This window comes from Vibrio aquimaris (assembly GCF_009363415.1).
GTDB classification, from domain to species: Bacteria; Pseudomonadota; Gammaproteobacteria; order Enterobacterales; family Vibrionaceae; genus Vibrio; species Vibrio aquimaris.
This window is the reverse complement of record NZ_CP045350.1, coordinates 1,208,856-1,228,389: the sequence shown is the minus strand read 5'-3', so window position 1 is coordinate 1,228,389 and position 19,534 is coordinate 1,208,856. Positions and strand designations below refer to the sequence as shown.

Below are 19,534 nucleotides of genomic sequence, written 5' to 3'. Positions count from 1 at the left end.
CTCCTTATTTTTTGATCACAAATGGTGGGTAGTGAGCTAAATCACCACGCATATGCCGAGCTAGTAACATGGCTTGAACATGCGGTAATAAGCCAATTTGTACCTTTTCTTGCAAGAAAGGGTGCATAACTTCTTCTTGTTTTTTAGTTTGATAAGCCTGAAAAACTGCCTTTCTCGCTTCATCTTTTATGGTTACACCGCCAAGACAATCTGTATCGAAATCCTTTGTGGTGAGGGTTTTATTGTTAAAGAGTTTTAGGGCAATGCTATCGACAATGTAGGCTCTAAACTCTTCTAACACATCGAGGGCGAGGCTATTTCTACCCGGTCGCTCTTTGTGCAAAAAACCAACTTGCGGATCTAACCCCACACCTTGTAATGCACCACTGATCTCTTGACCTAATACAGAGTAGAGCAGTGAAATAACCGCATTAACTGGATCTTTAGGTGGCCTTCGAGTCCGCTTATCAAACAGCTGTTTACTTTCGTTGCCTTTAAACATCTCAGCGAACGCGGAGAAGTAATGCGATGCAGCTTCTCCCTCTAGCCCTAAAATTGTATCGTGGGTGGTCACACCTTTCAGTTGCTCAATAATTTGCTTTAAACGTTCAATGGCCTTTTCTATCTGTGGCGTAGTGGTATGATTGCGTCTAAAGCGTAAAAGCAACATACGAGAGGAACGTATTTTTGCGGTAACAATATGTTTGGCAAGATCGTTTGCGGCCTGTTCTTCAATACTAAACTGCTGCCTACGCAACAATACATTCCCCGTTTGTTTACCCACAACATTGGCGAGAAAACGGCCATGCATATCAAAAAAGCTAAGATGTGTACCATTTTCACCACAAAACCCAAGTAACTGCGGCGAGACCATAATGTTGCCAAAACAAAATATATTGCCAATAGAATGAATGGGCAGCTGCATGAGTTTTTGCTTTTTACCATCCACTTTTTGTTCAATCAACAGGGTTTCACGTTGCTTGTGTAAATAGGCACCGTCCTTGGTGATATAGAGCGAGTTTTGCAATTTTTTCATTCAACATCCGTGTTAAATAATGCAGTTATATAACCGCTTGAACTATCATTATTGGTTACATCTGGCTGACATATATCAATCAAAGAACATACCTTACAGTGTTTACCTTTGGTTGGCGAAGGCGTTTTTACGTTTGCAAACAGCTGCTGCACTTGAGTTATTAAAGATTTTGTTCGCGTTCGTAGTTGATTGTCGAGTTTAATATCAATACGTTTACGTATTTGCCAATACCACAGCGCGCCCTGTTTCACTTCAACGTTAAGCATCTCTTCAATGCACAGTGCTTGCGCACAGAGTTGCACTTTATCTATGTCATTAGTTTTTGGCTTACCACGTTTGTATTCAACGGGTATAAATTGATTACTGGCTTTATGGTGTTCTAGCAAATCGAGTTTGCCTGTTAAGCCTAGTTGTGGCGCAGAAACTACTACGCCACGTTCAAACCGCACACCTTTGCGCATTTCTGGCTCGCCATTGTCTACCCGCTCGTGCAAATGCCGACCATGTGCGGTAAGGTAGTTTTCTTGCCACACTTGCTCGAGGTGGATCAGCGCACACTGACGCTGACAAAAAGCAAAGTGCTGTAAAGCAGAGATGTTGACTAAGCGAGCTTCTAGCATTAGAAGCCTTCTACTACTTCCGGCTTCAATCCATCTAGCGAAGATATCAGTGAATCATTAAGTGCCGAGGTTTCAAGCGGTAAGCCTTGTTCAATGTGTGCTCTTAATGTTTGGTGAACTTTTGCCGAAGAGTACTGGCCCCACTTGGACTCATGCTGCCACCATATAAGGTGTGAAATGCTCATTGAGCCTTCGGGGCGTGCCGATGACGCATCACCTTCAAAAAGTTTTACCAACACATTTTTAATTTTGTCAGCATCTTCATTACTGAAACCTGTTTTTTCAGCCAATTGCGGTGTGATAGCACCAAAAGTCACATAGGTTGCGTTATCAACACGATGCTTCATTCCCATAGTATCTGATGACTTTTTAGTACCATCCCCTTCACCACTGACACTTTTAGTAATTTGTGTGCTGGTAATGCTTACAGGCTCGATACTAAATGCACTTTGAATCGTTACAGGACCGCGAATAGGAATTGAAACCCCATCAGAGCCTGTGCCTTTAAACGCAAACACTTGACCAAATGCACGTACATCAAACCATTTTTCACAGCATAATTTTGCAGCTTGTTCTGGCGCTGTTTTTTTACTGTTGAATGTATCCTTACCGAGACCGAAATCGTCTGATTCGGCTCGATTACGTAAGCTTGTCATGCCATCGGTTTTCTTTTCGTCCGATTGTACAAAAATACTCTCTCCGGATTCTTGTACACGGTCGCGAATTTTGCGCTTTAAACACACATCAGTAATTTCACCAAAGCCATCGTAATCGGTACGAGGACGGTTACCATTCAGTGGATCACCATTGGGATTAGCGTTTAGCACATTAAAAATTAGTGCAAAGTCTATTTTATTTTGTAGAGTCATTGTGATGTTCCTTTTCTTAAACTGTTTCTGCTAAATTTTCTTTAACTTGTTCGTCATTCACTTTCTTAACCCATTGGCCTTTCTCTACTTTATGAGTTTCCAACCATATCATTTGGTTATGAAATCCAAGCAAAAATTCAGGGCTTAGCTTTTGGTTTGAGTTAAAATCAGCAGGCTCAAACATATCTGTTATTTGACTAATTAATGCTTTTGTTGCTTTGTCATACCCTTGATAGTTGTTAAAAAGTCGCTGCTGGTAAGGCACTAGGGCATTACTGATATTTAGCCAAGTTGATGATGGCCTATTAACAAATTGCGCCATAAATCGCTCTGCCGTTGTTAAACGGTTTGCTTCGCTACTTGAGAGCGCTATTTTTTCAACCTTGTTTGCCAGCGCCAATAAACGACCAAACAAATAATCACGACTGGTATTGTCTTGTTGTAATGCCATTGGGTATTCCTTTCGAATAATTGAATTGGTTGTGCGGGTATAAAACCCTTTGATCAGTGAGCAGGCTATGCTTACATTTTGTAACCAAAGCCAAGTTTGATCTGATTTATAGGCGACTCGATTAATTGCACGGTGAAACGCGCTTTGCATAATGTCTTGCGGGATAGGTTTGCCCTCGACGATACACGGGTATAAACGCGTAATGAGGTTTTTCTTTAAGGTGTCTGCTGATTTAAGTACATCGCCGTATACGCCATCAAGTACCCTGTATAAACTCGGCGCACTGTTAACCCATTGCCACTGTTCATTGATTTTGACTCTTTGTTGCCAGCCGAGATCGCGGTGCCATTGCTCTAATCGCGCTAAAAACTCTTTCGCAATGGTTTCACGATAATACAAAATACCCATTCGCCCCGGCGTGGCGGAATCTAGCCCTAGCAATGCAATTTGTTCGTTATCGTCCAGCTGGTTTTTAGTTTTTATACCTTTAAAGTAACGTTTTAGCTGATTGGCATAAGCTTGACCTAGATCCTGTGTGTGATCAACATTGTCTGTTTGTTCTAGAAAACTGGCTAAGTCATTTAGGTCTAATTCGTTGAATTTAGGCACCTCTTTACCCGATACCGCCCACGCTAAATAAACTTGAGTATCATTTCTAAACACACTTTGCTTAGTTAACAAACAGCGCAGTGCATTATGCGCTTTTTGTGTCACTTCAAAGCTAATATTGCAAGCCTCGTCATTTGATAAAAAACGGCCTCGAAAGGTATAACCGCTCTTATCATTCGCTGAAATTAACTTGGCTTTATCACCACTGTGACGAATTTTTGCAGGGTGATTACTCGCCACCAACTTGTTTTCACCTGTAGCGTAGCACAAAGCTGTGTTATCACCATTTTCACTATCAAATGCAATCCAACTTTGTTGAATACTTGGGTCAAGCCAAGTTTTCGATTGTGGTTCGCCGGGTATTTCAACGCTCCAACATACAAGCGCAGAACCTTGATCAAATAAGCCTTTTTCTTTGGGTAGAATTTTTAGTAATGCAGGGGAGTCTCCCTCATCATGCCACTTTGTAAGCAATTGCCTATCTTGTGCATAAAGCACTTTTTCGGCGATTAAGTCTGCAACAACCGTGCCTTTGGCGATATATTGATACACGGCACTTACCGCAGGGTGGCTAAACTCTGAATCACACCACGCTTTTAATTGCGCATGATAGAACTCAAAACCAGATTTCTTTATGCCGCCAAATTCAACGTAGTCTTTTGCAATATACTGAATTTTATCGGCCAGTGCGTGCGCACATAAGCCACTACTGCGCCCAGCTGATTGCTCTGTTGCAGGTAAGACAACTTGCGTTTTTTCAAGAACCTCTGCACGAAGAAATTTACCTTGACTGTTGATGGCAATATGAATATGTGCATTTTGGAGCGTGTGACAAATCGGCATCACTTGCTGTTCAAATGGTAAATTAGCATTGCGTTTTTCAAGCTCATCGTAGCTTTTGTAGAGCGTTGTTAACCATGTCATAGACAACTCTCCGTTTGCTCTGCACTCCGTAAATTTTGTTCAAGCTCAAAACTTTTTGCGCTCATTTTTCTTACATGACGTGTTACTGGGCACGCTGTGACATGAGGATATTCAATTACCCCGTTTTTCATTACACCATGCCAAAATCGACTAATCAGTTCATTGTTTCCGGTTTCATCTGGGTAACCAAAGCTATGAAACATTAAACCAAAGCCTAACTCGTCAATATCATCGTAAGCACCTTCGCCTTCGCCAAAAACGCAAGGTTCAACATAACCTTGGCAATCGCGAGTACCTAAAAAGATATCTTGTCGCCCGCCTTTTTCTAACATGCGTTTTGCAATGGAGAAATGCTTACCATCTATACGATCTTTCTCTAATTCCGGGCGATTCTTATTCCACTCAAAATGGGCTTCAACTTGGTATTCGACATCGTGTAAAAAGGTGTAATACGAAAGGGTATTACCGCCCCCCCAGTTTAAAGGCTTGGTGCCTTTAGTTTGAGTGCGAAGTGGCTTTATCACTCTAACTCGGTCAACATGCCAAACTAGCGTTGGCTTCCAGTAGATTGACTTTAACACTCCCTTTATCGCCTCATAGGTGGGAATGTGATACGTACATTTTTCACCGCCTACTTTTGTTATGGGGTCGGTAAATAGTGCGTATTTACCCCATAGCCTAAAGCTAATGCTGTTTTTCACTTGGCTCTCCTTGTTAAAAACATGATTGCTTTTAAATAATTAGATCTTGTTGAACACCTATTACCTCTATACTCAAACCAAAGTCTTGACTGTAAAATTCTTCGCTCAAATAAAACACAGCTTCGTCTTGCGCTATTGAATACACAACCTGATTCTCGTTAAGTTTTCGCCAAACATTGGGAAAGATATTCACACTGTATTTTTGCGCCAACTTTAGTAAGCTGCGATAGGTTTCAGCATCAAAACGTTTATCGAGCGCACACAATTGTGTGATTATGCTTCGCGCTTCATCATTAAATGGCACGATTACGGAATGCACCGGTGCATCAATGGCTTTAAATTGTTTCGCTGCGGTCATAAATGACTGCTTCAATGCAAACGGGGTGTTATTGGTGTTATTAATGTTTCTACTATTACCACTTAACAAATTAAGTAAGGATTGATCTTGCTTAATTGGGTATGCCATCTCTTTATGGCGCTCATAAAAGTAGTATTGAAAATAACGAGTCATCGCCTCAGGCTTGAGTAAATCTGCCTCATTGAATTCAGTAAATATTCGCGTAGTGGCTGCAATTCCTGTTTTAATATCTTCTAGCATGCCTACATTTTCTTGGGCAGGATTCAGCACAAACACATGGCCTTTTTGCTGCTTACCATTTCTGTTACACCGCCCTGCTGCTTGAGCTATTGAATCTAGCCCAGCAACGAAGCGGATCACGCTACCAAAATCAACGTCAACACCTGCTTCGATGAGTTGGGTACTAATGCACAAAGTTGCTAGCCCTCTTTCTAGACGCGCTCTGACTTCATCTAAAATTTCTTTACGATGCGCCGAACACATGCCGGTGCTTAAATGGAATATTTTTGTTTCATTAATAGCTTGGCTTTGCAGCGCTTGATATAAAGCTTTTGCCCAAGCTTTGGTGTTTACAATCACTAAACAGCTTTGTACCGCTGTTAATTGCTTCTGAACTAGTTCAGTAATCTCGGTTTCATTCCAACCACCTTTTTTAGTTAGGTTGTTTAAACATACTCGCTCTAGCTGTTGATAGAGCTTACCGATATTTGGAGTGAGTTCATTTTCAAGTGGTAGTTGCAGTTCACCAAACGATTTTATCTGTTCAGGTAGCTGGTTAAGCAAAGGCTGCGTGGCAGTGCACATAAGTGCTGTGGTATTACAGAAACGCGTTAAATAATTAATGGTGTTATTGAATAAATGAACACAACGAATAGGGAGTGTTTGAATTTCATCAAAGATCAATACCGCATTACTAAGTTGGTGCATACGCCTTGAACCGCGTGTCCCACTTGCAAACATACTTTCAAGAAATTGAACCATTGTAGTAAGCACTATAGGCTTATCCCAATTTTCACAGGCGAGTTTTGATCGCCATGTTTGTTGCTCTGGCTCCAAGCTTGAATGATGTTCTAGTACCCAATCATCGGCATTCTCCTCACCTAAAACACCACGAATGGCATTGGCATTTTGTTCGATGATAGAGGTAAATGGGATGATGTAAATAATCCTATCTAGGTTGTGCTTTTGAGCATGATGCAAAGCAAAGCGAAGGCTAGCATATGTTTTACCGCCCCCCGTAGGTACAGTTAAACTGTATACTCCTGTTTCATCTTGCGCACGCTGAAAACAATTTTCTGATATTTGTGCACGAATATGATCGATTGAATTGTCTGGTTTAAGCTGTGCGATAAATCCTTCAATCTTGTCGCAGGCATAAACCCAATTAGTTTGTTTTAAACGCTCAGGTTTATTTCCTGGCTGCTCAAAATCGGCACTGTCAATTCGGTCAGCATCAATTAGGCAACTAAACAGCATTTTGGTGAACATACCAAGGTAATAGTCATGCTCAATTGCTGAAAGCTCGAACTTATCAAACATACCTTTGATATGTTGGCTACTTTCTAGAATTAACTCAAAACTCGCTAGAGACTGCGCTTGCGAGAGTAACTCCGGATCAGCATTTTTAACGCATTCATTTTGATGGGTTAGCTCATCAGGCTTTTTTATTCGGTTTGCAAAAACATTCTCATTTTCTGACAAACTATCAATCAGACCACTATGGTGAGAAGCAATACACATGCTTAGTGCTTGAATAACGGCAATCCCATAAGGTGCAAGTACTTGGTCTTGTTGCTTTAATTTCCCTAAGTGAGGCCACAAAGTTTTTAATACCCATTGTGCGCCCGCACTTGAGTGGTCAATTTTGCCTTTTAGACGCTTGCTGTTTTGGATTTCACCACTTCCCTCATCATTATCAGGGTTGTAGCTTGTATGCTCAGTAATAATAAGACGCATGTAGTTTTGAAATACACTGCTATATTTACCAAAATCATGCATTAAGCCAATTAGCTGTCCTAGGTCGGCAAAGCCTATTTTTTCAGCAAGCCTGCCCGACAATTCGCTAACCGCTTTTAAATGAGCATAAACACTTTGGTGATGTCCATACTCAAGATCTGGATGGGCGATATAATATTGACTCGAGCTTAATTCATCCATCACCACCGCTCCAACTGTATAACATTCTTAATAAAACTATCGCAAGCCAATCGCATTAACATTTATAGATATTTACTTCTATTTTCATCAATATCTAAGTTAAGTAACACACGGATTGTTAAATTTATGACTCAGGAATTATTTAGCTATTGCGCTGAATAATGCTGGCTTGACCTTGACAAGCTGGTTCCTGTTTTAGGTCAGCAACAACACCCAAAAATAAGAGATCAATTGCACATAATCTAATATGGAAAAGTATTGGTCAATTAAAATATGAGCGAAGTTGTATCTAAGGAAGGGAGTTGGTCGAAATAGCGTTGAAGTAGCGATAGATTTGAAGGTTATATTTGAGATTTGGGTAACATTTTTAGTGTTAATGGGGTCTGGTCTTTTGTTTCTTATTACTTTTTGTGTATCAAATCTATCCGATGATGTTTGCTTTAACCGAGACCTGTACATCACTTTAGGTCAATAGAAATAGAAAAATATCAACTTACCAATACGAAAGGAGCCATTCAGGATGATGCCTTACCCATCTCATCGCGTTAAAATACGCACAACGTGGCAACTCCGGCATGATTCACAAGCCTTTAAACAGCTCTCCGCGATGGTAGCGCAGGTATGGCTTGTGTTCAGCCATAACATTAAATGACATGTCTTCTGTGAGACCCAGTACTTCCGGTGCTTCAAGGTAATGTGAAATCAGCACTTTGCCACTGTCATCAAACGATATAAAACCAAGATCAAACGCTTTATCTAAATTAGCCAACAATAATAAGCCATTGAACTTATCCAACCTTTCTTGATGATTTGAATCTCGCCAAGGTTTGATATGAGAAGCGAGTAACATTTGAGTATTTCGATAGCCGGTGACAGCGCAGCCACCCCACATTTGCAGCAATTGAGCTCTGAAATGGCCTTGGCCAACCCTAGCACTTACCATGATGCTTTTTTCTGTATCGGTAAGCGTTTTATCTACCATAACTTGTCGAATATCTGCATTCAGATCGATTTGGGCGAGCTCGACTAAAAAGCGTTGATAATGGGATAATGCCTCACTATACAAACCTTGTTCTTTTTCATCTGTCAGTTTAAAAATATCCAACTGCCGCACTTTGTCTTCATACTTGGTAAACTGCCTGTAGGACTTTATGCTGGTAATAGGTTCACAGATGTCACCTGTATCCATAAGCCAATTGGAAATTGAGCCTTGTATTACGCCAAGGTATTTCCCAGCCGTTTCCTCTGTTTTCCCAACGTCCATTAGCCATTGGCGATAGCGAGAAGACATATCAGAAAAGTTCGAAATCAAGGCATCTTTAAGCTCATTGGTCACAATAAAACTCCTCATATAATCAAAGAGTTCTTGGTCAAGATAAGCAAAGGCTATCGCTTTTGCAGAGTAACGACTGGTAGAAGCTTCTTCATATCCCGCGTTATAGGATAAATGCCAAAAGCCCTCACTTCGCAAAAAGAAATAAGGATTTTCAGGGGTATTTTTGTCATTTCCTTGAGCAAACTTTTCAAAGTGCTGCGTAAATCTATCTTTAAGGACTTGGTTAAACTCAATTTTATTTGAGGTAATGACACTTGCTTGAATTAAATCCATAACCGCCAATAGCATGCACACTTTATGTGGGCTTTTTTTACCATTAGCGTTATTCATAGTCAGGCTTCGAAATTTATCTAAGTAATATTGATACGACACAAGTTAATATTCCTTCAATGAACCCACTTTTTTGATAACCACCGTCTGCCACCTGATATCCTCTCGATTGAGTGAATCGTCATCCGTTGCAACATGATAAATCTCAAAACCGGCGCTAGAGCATAAAAGGCTTAGCTCATTGACAGAAACACCAAAAGTCTCACGACCATCTTTAAACTCACCATCACGCAAAGTCACTATTAGAGTCCCATTACTTGCTAGCAATTCGTGTAGTCTTTTTATGGCAACGGTTCGCTGCTTATGATCTAAATGCATCCAAACTGCAGATAAGAGTATCAAGTCATAGTGGTTTGAGCTGGTTGTTACATTCTGCAAATGAGGTAGCGAGTCCTCTACCCAACATATTGGTTGAGTGCTGCTTTTCTTTGCCAATTGCAGAAACTTTTTACACGGCTCGACGGCTACTACTGAACATTCTTGAGCCGCAAACCATCTGGCGTCTCTGCCAGAGCCAGCACCAACATCTAATACGTTAGCCCCACATTTGGGCCAGAAAGTAGACCACGACCTATGGACAGTTTCGAATTCAAGCGAGTCATATTGCTTTGCTAAGCGCGTGGCATGCTTGTGGTAAAAATCTAATGTCGAATTCATAAATCAACCCTTTCGCAAGCAAGGCAAGTTGCAATGATACATCTCGGAGAACTCAACGCCCCAAAAATTAGCTTTTACATCATATGTTTATTAGGACTTATAATAAACGGAAACTAAGCAGATTTCTTCGATGAGATTATTTTATTTAAATAAACTAGGTTAATTCATTTCTTCAAACCAAAAACACCAAAGCCTCACACTAGCTTTGGTGTTCTCGCAGAGAGTTTTTGGATGAGGGCTAGGCCTTATACTCTTTCACCTCAATTCGCTTGAGCATTGCTTGAAGTTCCGCTTGTGAGGATAAGCCAACGCCTGTTTGTGAGACGGCTAGTGCGCCCATGGCCGTTGCGTTGGCGAGTTGTTTGTTAGGCTGGTTAAACTGGCTGGCCCAACAAAATGCGGCGACAACGGAATCGCCTGCACCTACTGTGCTAACAGGCTTTAGGACTGGAGGGGTTGATAGGAGCACCTGTTTCTGGTTTACCCAAATTAGGCCTTTCTCGCCCATCGAAAGTAATACATTATCGATTCCTTGGTTAACCAGTTCCATAGCAGCCGCAGCGCCCTCAGAGACGGTAACAATCGGCTTGCCAAGTAATTCGGATATTTCTGTCTCGTTGGGTTTGATCATCCATGGCTTGGCGCTAATCCCTTGGCGTAACATCTCCTTGCTACTGTCCAAAACAACTTTTTTACCAAGACTTTTTAGCTCTTTAATCCAACTAACAACAATATGGGGGTCGAGATTGCTCGGTAAACTGCCGGAGAAAATAAAGCCTTGGTGAGTATTGGCAAGCTTTAGCAGCCGCTTGTGTAAAAGCTTAATATCATCTTGGGTGACGGCAAAGCCATTAAAGTTGATATCTGTAGTATCGCCTGAGCTATCATGGATTTTGATATTGGTTCGATTGGTTCCTGCAACCATAACAAAGTTGTTATTTAAACCACGTTGCTTAAACATGGATTCAAACAATTCGCTATTATTTTGCCCCAAAAAGCCGGTTAATGTGACTTGTGCGCCCAAATCAGATAATACTCGGCCTACATTTATGCCTTTACCGGCAGCATCACGCTGCTCTTCCTGCACTGTATTGACTTGGTTAACCGCAAATCCGTTAGCTGTAGCAGATAGGTCAATGGCAGGGTTGAGCGTAACTGTGACCCATTTTGTTTGTTTCACGACATTTCCTTTCGTTGATGCATAGCGTTAGTGAGAAGCAGCACTTAATCAAAAAGTCCATCACTAGCGCGCCTGACTGGCAAGATATTGAGCTAGAGTATCGACGAGCAATTTATGATCCTCATATTGAGGCAAGCCAGAGACCGATATTGCGCCGACCACGCCAGTGCCTTTGATGATGAGTGGGAAACTTCCTCCATATGGAGCAAACTGTTTTTCATCAACAAAGGAAGCTTGTTGTATGGTTTTGCCTTTAGCTTGATAGTATTGACCCATATACCATGAGCTGTGGTGATAGCGCTCAACCACATTGCGTTTTCGCTCAATCCAAGCTTGATTGTCTGGGGTCGTATTGGGCATAGCAAAACTAAAAAGACAGTGGCGGTTTTTGACTATTTCTATCGCGACAGCAACTGAGCGCTGCTCTGCATTTTCTTTTAATAAACACCCGATTTCCCAAGCGGTTTGGTGATCAAAAGATTGAAATTGCAGCTTAGCCTCTTGGGCAAGTAGTTGATTTAAGTCAGTGATCATAAACGCTCCTTCACATGAATATCAAATGGCTTATACTAGTTCAAGCTCTTGTTTTAGAAGTGCTTCAACTTGCTCATCCGTGCTTGCGTGCATGAGCTGGTCTCTGAAATCTGCGTGCATGATCTTACGAGCCAATTTGGAAAAGATTTTCATGTGCTGATCGCCTGCTGCATGCTTGTTCAACGTTAACATGATAATGAACTGCGCTTGCTCATCACCCCATGCAATGGGATTGGCTAAACGGCACACGCTGATCGCTGACTGTTCAATATGCTCACTTTTAGTATGAGGAATGGCAAAACCAAAGCCTAAACCGGTTGAAAAGACATCTTCACGCGCCCACAAATCATCAGCGAGTTTGTTTGGATAACGGCAGCGCCCAGTGATAAACAAATTGTCGGCCAGTGTTTTAATGACCTCTTCTTTACTACGAAGGTCGAGATCTAAGCTAATGCAATCTTTAGCCACCAAAGGTGCTTCGGCTTGCGTCATTCGAAACTGAGCAAGAAGGTGCTCAACTTCATGGACGGTTCGGCAATTCATGGCTTTATTAAGCAATTGACGACACTCGCGGCTATCGAGTTTTGAGATACGCTCTTTGGTAGCAGCAATACTTGGAGCATTCATACTGATTTCATCGAGACCTAAGCCTATCAACAGAGGAAGAACAGAACCTTTTGCCCCTAACTCACCACACAAACCAATCCATTTGCCATGACGATGCACTTCTCGCACTACATGGTCAAGCGTGCGCAAAAAGGCGGGGTTCAAACTGTTGTAGCTATTCACTACCTTGGCGTTATCACGATCAACCGCCATTAAGTACTGAGTGAGGTCATTAGACCCAATCGAGAAGAAATCGATTTCTTCGCAGCACTGGTCGATGATAAATGCAATGGACGGCACTTCCAACATTATGCCTAGAGGGACACGCTCTGCAAAGGGGACTTGCTCTTTACGAAGCTCTTGACGCACTTCTGCCAGCACATCTTTGACCCATAAAATCTCTTCCATAGAAGAAATCATCGGAATCATGATTTTGAGGTTACCATGCGCTGACGCTCGCAAAATAGCGCGTAATTGAGTTTTGAACATCTCAACAAACTCAGGATAAATACGCACGGCTCGATAGCCCAAAAATGGGTTGTTTTCGGCTGGGATATTGAGATAAGCAACAGGCTTGTCACCACCTATATCAATGGTTCTAACGATGATCGATTTACCATTGGCTGCCTCACACGCCTGACAGAAAATATTGTAAAGTTCATTTTCATCGGGTGCACAAGTGCGATCCATATAAAGCATTTCGGTACGAAACAGACCAATCGCTTCTGCCCCATTTAAAAAGGCTTGAGGCGCTTCGACAGAATGAGCAATATTGGCGGCAATTTCATACGCTTTACCCTCTTTGGTTGTCGCAGCTAAATCACGATATTTGGCTTGGCGAGTTGCAACAATCTGTTTCACTTTTTGCTCTTGCTCGTAATAGCGTTCAACTGGCTTTGTGATGTCAGTGACAATAACCCCCAAATGACCATCAAGGATAACGTGCGACCCAATGCATTCGCTGAGTGCTTCAGCATCCAGACCAACAATGGTTGGAATAGCGAAAGAGCGCGCTAAAATCACGGTGTGAGATGTGCTGCCTCCGTGAGACAAAATAAGCCCCTTGAGTAGAGATTTGTCGAGCTCTAAAAACTGGCTGGGTGTGAGATCTTGCGCGAGGCAAACGGTGGGCTCAAGTAATTGCGTTTGACTAACAAAGCGTTCTTCGCCGTAAATACTTTGTAGCAATTGATAACAGACGTCACGAATATCAAGCTCTCGCTCTTTCATGTACTGGCTGGACGAGTTTTTTATCATGTCACCAAAGTGTTTGGCTGTCGCAATGATCGCCTCAGCACAGCTTCGTCCTTCTGTAAGGTGGCGGATTATCGTCTGTTGAAACTCTTCATCATTCACAATGGATAAATGTGCTTGAAGCACTTGGCTTTCGGTGTGCTCTGACGATGTAAGCTGAATCGAAATCGACTTAACAACGGACGCTAAACCGTGCTTCATTTGCTGCTGCTCGTCACTTGGCGAAAGCGCGGAAGGAAGGTTATCCAAATTGTCGAAGTTTACCGCTCCCATCATCGACAAGATTCCACGACCGATACCATCACTCACTGCGCGGCCTTGTTGATGGTCTATGTTTAAGTTTGAAAAATTGCGCGGCAAAGGCGCTAACGCGACGTCACTGCTTTGGCTATTTTGCAGCGGCTCGTCACAGTGAGGAAACTCATTGGTAAGAAATCGCTTGAGCTGATCGAGGGCTGTGTCTTCATCTTGACCACTTATCGTAATGAGGCACTCATCACCAAGCAGTGTATCCGTCCCAATAAGAGACAATACGCTTTTCGCGTTCCCACTCATTCCTGTGCGCTGGTTTTGCCAAGTAATCTCCGAACAAAACTGGTTACACAGAGCTTCAACATGGCTAGCTGGCCGTGCATGAACACCATTTAATAATTCGCAACAAAAAGAGAAGGTTTTCATTTCGTATTGTCCTTTTTACTTCTATGTAATAAACGGAGCTGATGTAACAACAATATCAAATCACCTCACTTCAACCATTGGATAAAAATGCTAATTACTGGATTTTTGTTATATTCAGGCTTAAGTGTGAAGAACATCAAATTTACTATCTATTTTGGTGGCTTTGCGTTTAGCCAAAGCATAACTAAGTAGAAAAAATCCGCATACGACTGATTAATATTAATTTTTTATTATTTATCTCACAAAACTTGAGCTGGACAAGAATATAGATAGAGATCAAATTTTGCCTAAGTCCTAACAAATATCCAGTAAATAGCATAAAAATCCTCTAACTAAGCAGCATAAATACTCACAATATTAGGTTCAAAGCTAAATAGCTAAACTAACGTGAAACAGATTTAATAAAAATAACTTGGCCACAAGGATAGGTCTATGAACGATTTAATCACTATCTTAAAAGACACCAGACGACATCTGATGACTGGCGTATCTCATATGATCCCATTCGTTGTTGCCGGCGGCATTTTACTCGCGGCTTCCGTCATGCTGTATGGTGAAGGCGCAGTACCAAAAGAGGGAACCTGGCTACATGATCTCTTTTCTATTGGGGTGGCCGGTTTTCAACTTATGGTACCAATCTTAGCGGCCTATATAGGCTACTCCATCGCTGACCGTTCTGCGCTTGCGCCTTCTGCCATCGCCGCTTTTATTGGCGCTAATATGTACAACACCGGCTTCTTTGGTGCGATATTCGCCGGTCTTCTCGGTGGTATCGTCGTCTTCTACCTGAAGAAGATAAAAGTCCCGACCTTTGCGCGCTCTATTATGCCCATTTTTGTCATTCCCATTATTGGTACTTTCATTACCGCCAGTGCCATTGTTTGGGGTATAGGCGAGCCGATAGGCAGCGCGACTGCCGCACTGACTGACTTTCTAAAAAGCATGCAAGATCAAAGCATCGTTGTTTTGGCGGTTATTATGGGCGGTATGCTGGCCTTTGATATGGGTGGCCCGGTAAACAAAGTCGCTTACGCATTCGTGATCTTATGTGTCGGTGAAGGGATCTACAATGTCGCAGGTATTTCGTCCGTTGCCGTCGCGGTACCACCCATCGGTATGGGACTGGCTACTTTCCTAAATAAAAAGCTCTATGACTCGAACGAACAAGAAGCGGGCCGTGCGTCTATTTTGATGGGCACTATGGGCATCAGTGAAGGCGCGATTCCTTTCGCAGCCGGCGACCCACTGCGCGTCATTCCGTCCATTATGATTGGCACCGCGGCTGGGGCCGTAACCGCGGCACTGCTCGGTGTTCAGAGCTACGCGGCTTGGGGTGGTCTAATCGTTTTACCCGTTGTCGATGGTCGCATTAGTTTTATCGTCGCGCTGGCGGTCGGTTCACTCGTTACCGCTTTGCTGGTGAACTTCCTTAAAGCTCGTCGCCCCGTAGCAGAAGAGGCTAAAGAAGACTCTGATGATATCGATGTCGACATCGAAATCGGTTGACCAAATCCAATAACAAAGGCCTCAGTGCCATTCACCCTATCGCAACACGAATAGAAACAAAAGGAACAAGATTATGACGAGTATCGTAGCAGTAACCGCATGTCCTTCAGGCGTTGCACACACTTATATGGCTGCAGAAGCCATCGAATCCGCAGCCAAAGCAAAGGGCTGGGATTGTACCGTCGAGACTCAAGGCTCCATTGGTATTGAAAACGAGCTGACTGAGAGTGCTATTAAATCCGCAGATATTGTTATCCTAACTAAAGATATTGACATCAAAAACAGTGAGCGTTTCGAGGGTAAAACCATTGTTCGTATTGGGGTCAGTGACGCAGTAAAACGCTCCGCAGCCGTCATGGATAAAATTGACGCTCATTTAGCAAAAGTAACCGCTTAGCAAAGCATTAAATCATCGTCTGCCCTTTCCCCCTCCCTTTGCGAGGGGTGAGGGAAAGACCTAATGAAGAGACCAAGGGCAAATAGGCTGAGCGATCGCACTCGATAACGTTATTGTCACGGTTAACCAGCCAAAAGTGTCAGACCATTTTGGCATTGTATTGCAAGGAGCCACATAGATGAGCACTCCAAGAATAGAGCAACTCAAATCCGCACTGTTTGAATCACAACGTGAAATATCTCTTGAACGCGCTTTGCTTTACACCGAAAGTTATCAAGCCACTCAAGGTCAGCACACACTGATCCGCCGTGCCAACGCCACCGCCCATATTCTTGATAACGTCGAAATCTCCATTCGTGATAACGAGTTGATTGCGGGTAATCGCACCGTCAAAGCACGAGCTGGCATCGCTTCTCCTGAAATGGACCCTTATTGGATTGCAAAAGAGCTCGACACCTTTATATCTCGTCCTCAAGACAAATTTTTCATCTCAGAACAAGACAAGCAAGTCTATCGAGATAGGTTATTAAACTACTGGTCAGGGCATTCGATGAAAGATTTTATCAATGCGCAAATTCCAGCCGATGTAAAAGATGCCATCGGGCAAAAGATTTTTAGTGTTAACCAAACAGACAAAGGCCAAGGACATATCATCATAGACTTTGAGCGTCTGCTCAAACATGGCCTTGGTTATCTACTCGATGAAATGCAACGCCTTGCAATGACTCATCACGACAACGTATTTTATGCTGCGGTTGTGATTGTGTTGCAAGCGTCGATTCGCCATATATATCGCTACGGGGCGCTGGCAACCACAATGGCTAATGAGTGCCAAGATTCGGTGCGTCGCCAAGAGCTCGAAACCATCGCCTTAATCTCAAATAAAATAGCCACTCAAAAGCCAGACTCCTTCTACGAAGCATGTCAGCTATTTTGGTACATGAATATCCTTTTACAATATGAGTCAAACGCAAGCTCCTTGTCTCTTGGGCGATTTGATCAATACATGTTGCCTTTCTACCAACGGTCTATTGAGATCGGAGAATCCCAAGCATTTATACAAGAACTGCTGGAAAGCTTATGGATAAAAACCAACGACATCGTATTGCTTCGCTCATCCAGTAGCGCCAAATTTTTTGCCGGATTTCCAACCGGTTACACCATTTTGCTTGGTGGTCTAACCCACACAGGTAAAAGTGCGGTAAATGCGTTATCAAATTTGTGTTTAGAGGCTTATCAGAGCGTTCAACTGCCTCAACCTAACTTGGGTGTACGTGTGAATGAATTCATCGACCGTCACTTCCTACTAAAAACAGCGCAAACCATTCGTTTAGGTACTGGCATCCCCCAAATATTTAATGATGAAGTGGTGGTCCCTGCCTTTTTAAATCGCGGTGTATCCCTTGAAGACTCACGAGACTATTCAGTCGTGGGATGTGTTGAGCTTTCTATTCCCGGAAAAACATACGGCCTGCATGATATTGCCATGTTCAACTTACTTAAGGTGATGGAACTGGTATTACAACGCAATGTGGATAGCCCTGAGATAAGCTTTGAGTTTTTGTTAAAAGAGATTCGGGTTGCGATTAAGCACTACGTAAAACTCATGGTCGAAGGCTCCAATATCTGTGATATTGGCCACCGCGACTGGGCACCTGTTCCTCTGCTTTCTTCGTTTATTAGTGACTGCGTCAAAGCAGGTCAAGACATTACATATGGCGGGGCACGCTATAATTTTTCAGGAGTGCAAGGGATAGGTATTGCCAATCTCTCCGATTCTTTGCACGCTCTAAAGCGTTATGTGTTTGAAGAAAAGCGTTCAAGCTTCAAAGAGTTTGTCGATATTCTCAATGCGAACTTCGATGGGCCAGACGGCAAGCAAATTCGAACTCGTCTTATGAACAAATATGACAAGTATGGCAATGATATCGATGAGGTTGACAATTTAGGTTCAGAGCTACTGCGTATGTTCTGCCTCGAAGTGGAGAAATATAATAACCCTCGCGGCGGAAAATTCACACCTGGTTGTTACACAGTATCAGCCCATGTTCCACTGGGTGAAGTGGTCGGCGCAACCGCTGATGGCCGCTTATCTGGAGAGCAGCTCGCCGATGGCGGCTTATCACCCATGCTTGGTAAAGATCAAATCGGCCCAACGGCGGTTCTTAAATCTGTCAGCAAACTGGATAATTATTTGCTGTCAAATGGCAGCTTGCTCAATGTGAAGTTTTCACCCGCCACTTTAGCAGGTCAGCAAGGACTGAATAAGCTGTCTGATTTCATCCGTGCTTTTATGAAGCTCAAACTTCAACATATTCAATTTAATGTACTGAATGCAGAGACCCTTAAAGCGGCTCAAAACAATCCACAGAATTACGCGGGTCTCGTGGTACGTGTGGCTGGCTATAGCGCTTTTTTCGTCGAGCTGTCAAAAGAGATTCAAGATGACATCATTCGCCGCACCACTCATGAACTGTAACATGATCAGCAAAATTGAGCCCCATCCGGTTACTGGGCGAATCTTTAACATCCAGCGCTATTCTCTGCATGATGGTTCTGGAATTCGTACTGTGGTGTTCTTTAAGGGCTGCCCGTTGCGCTGTCCTTGGTGCGCCAACCCAGAGTCGCGATCACACAGAACAACTTTCCAACGTAATAAAGCCAAGTGTATTCAATGCAAAACCTGCGCAATGGATGTGGATGAGTGCCCAAGTGGTGCATGGCAACAAGTCGGCACAGATATGACCGTCGATGACGTGATCGCAGAGGTCACCAAAGATGATATTTTCTTTACGACGTCACATGGTGGTATCACCTTGTCCGGTGGCGAAGTGCTTTCTCAAGCAAAATTTGCCATTGCGTTGCTCGAAAAGCTCAAGACATTAGGCTATCAAACAGCCATCGAAACCTCGGGCCATGGCAATGCGAAACATTTGATCAAGATAGCCAAGCTATGCGACCAAGTTTTGTTTGACTTCAAAATTATGGACCCAGACAAAGCCAAAACCATTATAGGTATTCATTTAGAGCACGCATTGGACAACTTTAAACAGCTTGCTGAGCATAAGATCCATCTTGTCCCTCGCCTCCCTCTTATCCCTGGCTACACAATGGATCTGATAAATATCGACAAGATACTCGACTATCTACGCCCATTTAAATTGACCGACATTCACTTATTGCCCTTTCACCAATATGGCGCAGCCAAATACCAAACCTTGGGCATCGAGTATCAGCTACAAGACGTGCCTGCTCCCAGCAACCTGGTGGTAGAGAACATACGTCAGCACATCGCAGCCCATGGTTACCATGTCATCATAGGAGGATAATT

Annotated in this window: 15 protein-coding genes; 4 read left to right on the top strand and 11 right to left on the bottom strand. The window is 42.9% G+C overall.

The window, feature by feature from the left end:
- Nucleotides 1–4 precede the first annotated feature (4 nt).
- From cas1c to ptsP, 11 genes are all read right to left on the bottom strand, one after another.
- Nucleotides 5–1,036, bottom strand: coding sequence for a type I-C CRISPR-associated endonuclease Cas1c (gene cas1c / locus FIV01_RS05805; RefSeq protein ID WP_152430148.1), 1,032 nt, complete (start codon nt 1,034–1,036; stop codon nt 5–7).
- Entirely contained in the window at nt 1,033–1,656 is a 624-nt protein-coding gene (gene cas4, locus FIV01_RS05800; RefSeq protein ID WP_152430147.1) for a CRISPR-associated protein Cas4, read from the bottom strand. Before cas4 ends, cas1c begins: the two co-directional genes overlap by 4 nt.
- Nucleotides 1,656–2,525 carry a type I-C CRISPR-associated protein Cas7/Csd2 gene (gene cas7c / locus FIV01_RS05795; protein ID WP_152430146.1) on the bottom strand — a complete coding sequence of 290 codons (870 nt, stop codon included), beginning with the start codon at nt 2,523–2,525 and terminating at the stop codon, nt 1,656–1,658. Before cas7c ends, cas4 begins: the two co-directional genes overlap by 1 nt.
- Before the next feature lie 16 nt (nt 2,526–2,541).
- The gene (gene cas8c, locus FIV01_RS05790; RefSeq protein WP_152430145.1) at nt 2,542–4,509 is read right to left on the bottom strand and encodes a type I-C CRISPR-associated protein Cas8c/Csd1; all 1,968 of its coding nucleotides are present in this window, start codon (nt 4,507–4,509) and stop codon (nt 2,542–2,544) included.
- Entirely contained in the window at nt 4,506–5,210 is a 705-nt protein-coding gene (cas5c, locus tag FIV01_RS05785; RefSeq protein ID WP_152430144.1) for a type I-C CRISPR-associated protein Cas5c, read from the bottom strand. Before cas5c ends, cas8c begins: the two co-directional genes overlap by 4 nt.
- A 31-nt stretch (nt 5,211–5,241) precedes the next feature.
- Nucleotides 5,242–7,725: a CRISPR-associated helicase Cas3' gene (gene cas3 / locus FIV01_RS05780; RefSeq protein ID WP_152430143.1), complete on the bottom strand. Its 2,484-nt coding sequence runs from the start codon at nt 7,723–7,725 to the stop codon at nt 5,242–5,244.
- A 580-nt stretch (nt 7,726–8,305) separates the two neighbouring features.
- On the bottom strand, nt 8,306–9,433 hold the full coding sequence (locus FIV01_RS05775; protein ID WP_152430142.1) for an HNH endonuclease: 1,128 nt from the start codon (nt 9,431–9,433) through the stop codon (nt 8,306–8,308).
- A gap of 3 nt (nt 9,434–9,436) precedes the next feature.
- Complete coding sequence (locus FIV01_RS05770; protein ID WP_152430141.1) at nt 9,437–10,048, bottom strand: class I SAM-dependent methyltransferase; 612 nt, start codon at nt 10,046–10,048, stop codon at nt 9,437–9,439.
- 238 nt (nt 10,049–10,286) lie between these two features.
- On the bottom strand, nt 10,287–11,228 hold the full coding sequence (gene pfkB / locus FIV01_RS05765) for a 1-phosphofructokinase (protein WP_152430140.1): 942 nt from the start codon (nt 11,226–11,228) through the stop codon (nt 10,287–10,289).
- A gap of 63 nt (nt 11,229–11,291) precedes the next feature.
- On the bottom strand, nt 11,292–11,762 hold the full coding sequence (locus FIV01_RS05760) for a heme-degrading domain-containing protein (RefSeq protein ID WP_152430139.1): 471 nt from the start codon (nt 11,760–11,762) through the stop codon (nt 11,292–11,294).
- Nucleotides 11,763–11,792: 30 nt separating this feature from the next.
- Complete coding sequence (ptsP, locus tag FIV01_RS05755; protein WP_152430138.1) at nt 11,793–14,300, bottom strand: phosphoenolpyruvate--protein phosphotransferase; 2,508 nt, start codon at nt 14,298–14,300, stop codon at nt 11,793–11,795.
- 432 nt (nt 14,301–14,732) lie between these two features.
- Here ptsP and FIV01_RS05750 point away from each other — a divergent pair, with 432 nt between their 5' ends.
- The 4 genes from FIV01_RS05750 to FIV01_RS05735 all read left to right on the top strand — a co-directional run bounded on the left by FIV01_RS05750 (nt 14,733) and on the right by FIV01_RS05735 (nt 19,532).
- On the top strand, nt 14,733–15,806 hold the full coding sequence (locus tag FIV01_RS05750) for a PTS fructose transporter subunit EIIC (RefSeq protein ID WP_152430137.1): 1,074 nt from the start codon (nt 14,733–14,735) through the stop codon (nt 15,804–15,806).
- A gap of 73 nt (nt 15,807–15,879) precedes the next feature.
- A complete protein-coding gene (locus FIV01_RS05745; RefSeq protein ID WP_152430136.1) occupies nt 15,880–16,203 on the top strand; it encodes a PTS fructose-like transporter subunit IIB in 324 nt (107 codons plus the stop codon).
- Between the two features lie 178 nt (nt 16,204–16,381).
- Nucleotides 16,382–18,682 (top strand): formate C-acetyltransferase, encoded by a 2,301-nt coding sequence (locus tag FIV01_RS05740; RefSeq protein WP_152430135.1) that lies wholly within the window; start codon nt 16,382–16,384, stop codon nt 18,680–18,682.
- Nucleotides 18,648–19,532 carry a [formate-C-acetyltransferase]-activating enzyme gene (locus tag FIV01_RS05735; protein ID WP_152430134.1) on the top strand — a complete coding sequence of 295 codons (885 nt, stop codon included), beginning with the start codon at nt 18,648–18,650 and terminating at the stop codon, nt 19,530–19,532. The genes FIV01_RS05740 and FIV01_RS05735 overlap by 35 nt, the downstream gene beginning before the upstream one ends.
- The last annotated feature ends 2 nt before the right edge of the window (nt 19,533–19,534 follow it).

What these genes read in the sequence shown, in the direction of transcription:
- cas1c (WP_152430148.1), bottom strand. Translation starts at nt 1,036, where the DNA reads ATGAAAAAATTGCAAAACTCGCTCTATATCACCAAGGACGGTGCCTAT.
- cas4 (WP_152430147.1), bottom strand. Translation starts at nt 1,656, where the DNA reads ATGCTAGAAGCTCGCTTAGTCAACATCTCTGCTTTACAGCACTTTGCT.
- cas7c (WP_152430146.1), bottom strand. Translation starts at nt 2,525, where the DNA reads ATGACTCTACAAAATAAAATAGACTTTGCACTAATTTTTAATGTGCTA.
- cas8c (WP_152430145.1), bottom strand. Translation starts at nt 4,509, where the DNA reads ATGACATGGTTAACAACGCTCTACAAAAGCTACGATGAGCTTGAAAAA.
- cas3 (WP_152430143.1), bottom strand. Translation starts at nt 7,725, where the DNA reads ATGGATGAATTAAGCTCGAGTCAATATTATATCGCCCATCCAGATCTT.
- FIV01_RS05770 (WP_152430141.1), bottom strand. Translation starts at nt 10,048, where the DNA reads ATGAATTCGACATTAGATTTTTACCACAAGCATGCCACGCGCTTAGCA.
- FIV01_RS05760 (WP_152430139.1), bottom strand. Translation starts at nt 11,762, where the DNA reads ATGATCACTGACTTAAATCAACTACTTGCCCAAGAGGCTAAGCTGCAA.
- ptsP (WP_152430138.1), bottom strand. Translation starts at nt 14,300, where the DNA reads ATGAAAACCTTCTCTTTTTGTTGCGAATTATTAAATGGTGTTCATGCA.
- FIV01_RS05750 (WP_152430137.1), top strand. Translation starts at nt 14,733, where the DNA reads ATGAACGATTTAATCACTATCTTAAAAGACACCAGACGACATCTGATG.
- FIV01_RS05745 (WP_152430136.1), top strand. Translation starts at nt 15,880, where the DNA reads ATGACGAGTATCGTAGCAGTAACCGCATGTCCTTCAGGCGTTGCACAC.
- FIV01_RS05740 (WP_152430135.1), top strand. Translation starts at nt 16,382, where the DNA reads ATGAGCACTCCAAGAATAGAGCAACTCAAATCCGCACTGTTTGAATCA.
- FIV01_RS05735 (WP_152430134.1), top strand. Translation starts at nt 18,648, where the DNA reads ATGACATCATTCGCCGCACCACTCATGAACTGTAACATGATCAGCAAA.